Origin of the sequence: Acidiphilium sp. JA12-A1, assembly GCF_000724705.2 — a bacterium.
Taxonomy (GTDB): domain Bacteria; phylum Pseudomonadota; class Alphaproteobacteria; order Acetobacterales; family Acetobacteraceae; genus Acidiphilium; species Acidiphilium multivorum.
This window is the reverse complement of the sequence record NZ_JFHO01000283.1, coordinates 1-1,049: the sequence shown is the minus strand read 5'-3', so window position 1 is coordinate 1,049 and position 1,049 is coordinate 1. Positions and strand designations below refer to the sequence as shown.

Sequence of the window (1,049 nt, the reverse complement as noted above, 5' to 3'; positions counted from 1 at the left end):
ATGTGACGGATCTCGATGCAAAGATCGACGCACTGGAGAGACAGCTGCTCGAACAGCACAAGGCCAAACGCGGTCAGCAAGCTCCTCGCCGCGATTCCCGGCKTKGGGGCAATCACCGCGATCACCATGGCGCTCAATGTGAACCCCGCGAATTTTGAGACCGGGCGGCATTTTGCAGCGTGGCTCGGGCTGACTCCGCGAGAGCATTCCACCGGCGGCAAGCATCGTATGGGAAAGATAAGTAAGGCAGGCAATGAGAGGTTGCGGCAGTTGCTCGTGGTCGGGGCGATGGCGGTGATCCGCTTCGCTAAACCAGGCAGCAAATCAGCGACCGCTTGGCTGTTGCAATTGCTGGAGCGGAAGCCGCGCAAGGTCGCGGCGATCGCTCTGGCCAACAAGATGGCCCGGATCATCTGGGCCATGATGGCGCGTGGTGAAGCGTATCGGCGTCAGCCGGTAGCCGCCTGATCCGCGCGCCGGTGCCGAGGGTTTAGGGGCAAACAGGAGATGGTTATCGGTCGAACCGACGAGCAACAAAATCCGTCTGAATCTACGGCAGTTCCATGCCGCAATTTCTGTTTGGATGTTGCTCGCGGCACCCATCTGGGCCAGCGGTCAGACCACCGCGTCAAAGGCCGGACACATGACCGCATTCGAACCGATACCAAATTCTGCTTTAACGACTTGAACCCAACGGGCCGTCCACACATGATTCAGAATCCGTGCTGGTGAAGGAGGCCGGCATGGATGGGCCAACCACTATCGATGGATCTTCGTCGGCGGCTTTTGGCGGCGATTGATGAGGGGATGAGTTGCCGGGCAGCGGCAGCCCGCTTTGGGGTGGCGCCGGCGACGGCAATCCGCTGGCGAGCGCAGCGTCGCGATACCGGCAGCTTTGCTCCGAAGCCTCAGGGTGCGACACGCGCTCACGTCGGGTTGAGGAACGGCGGGCGGACATTCTCGCAATCTGGGAAACGCGTAAGGACATCTCGCTTGCAGAGCTGCGCCTGGCGCTGATCGAGGTCGGCTTGCACGTCTCGGTGCCGGGC

The 1,049-nt window shown here is 61.4% G+C and carries 2 protein-coding genes and 1 pseudogene; all 3 read left to right on the top strand.

Translation table 11 applies throughout. The annotated features are described in order from the left end of the window. Nucleotides 1-15 precede the first annotated feature (15 nt). Nucleotides 16-261 (top strand): annotated as a pseudogene (locus tag RT91_RS22940) (transposase); the annotation flags it as partial. A 9-nt stretch (nt 262-270) separates the two neighbouring features. Next, nucleotides 271-468: a hypothetical protein gene (locus RT91_RS22750; protein ID WP_240314400.1), complete on the top strand. Its 198-nt coding sequence runs from the start codon at nt 271-273 to the stop codon at nt 466-468. Nucleotides 469-747: 279 nt separating this feature from the next. Then, complete coding sequence (locus tag RT91_RS21175) at nt 748-1,017, top strand: helix-turn-helix domain-containing protein (protein ID WP_205409010.1); 270 nt, start codon at nt 748-750, stop codon at nt 1,015-1,017. Nucleotides 1,018-1,049 lie beyond the last annotated feature (32 nt).

What these genes read in the sequence shown, in the direction of transcription:
- RT91_RS21175 (WP_205409010.1), top strand. Translation starts at nt 748, where the DNA reads ATGGGCCAACCACTATCGATGGATCTTCGTCGGCGGCTTTTGGCGGCG.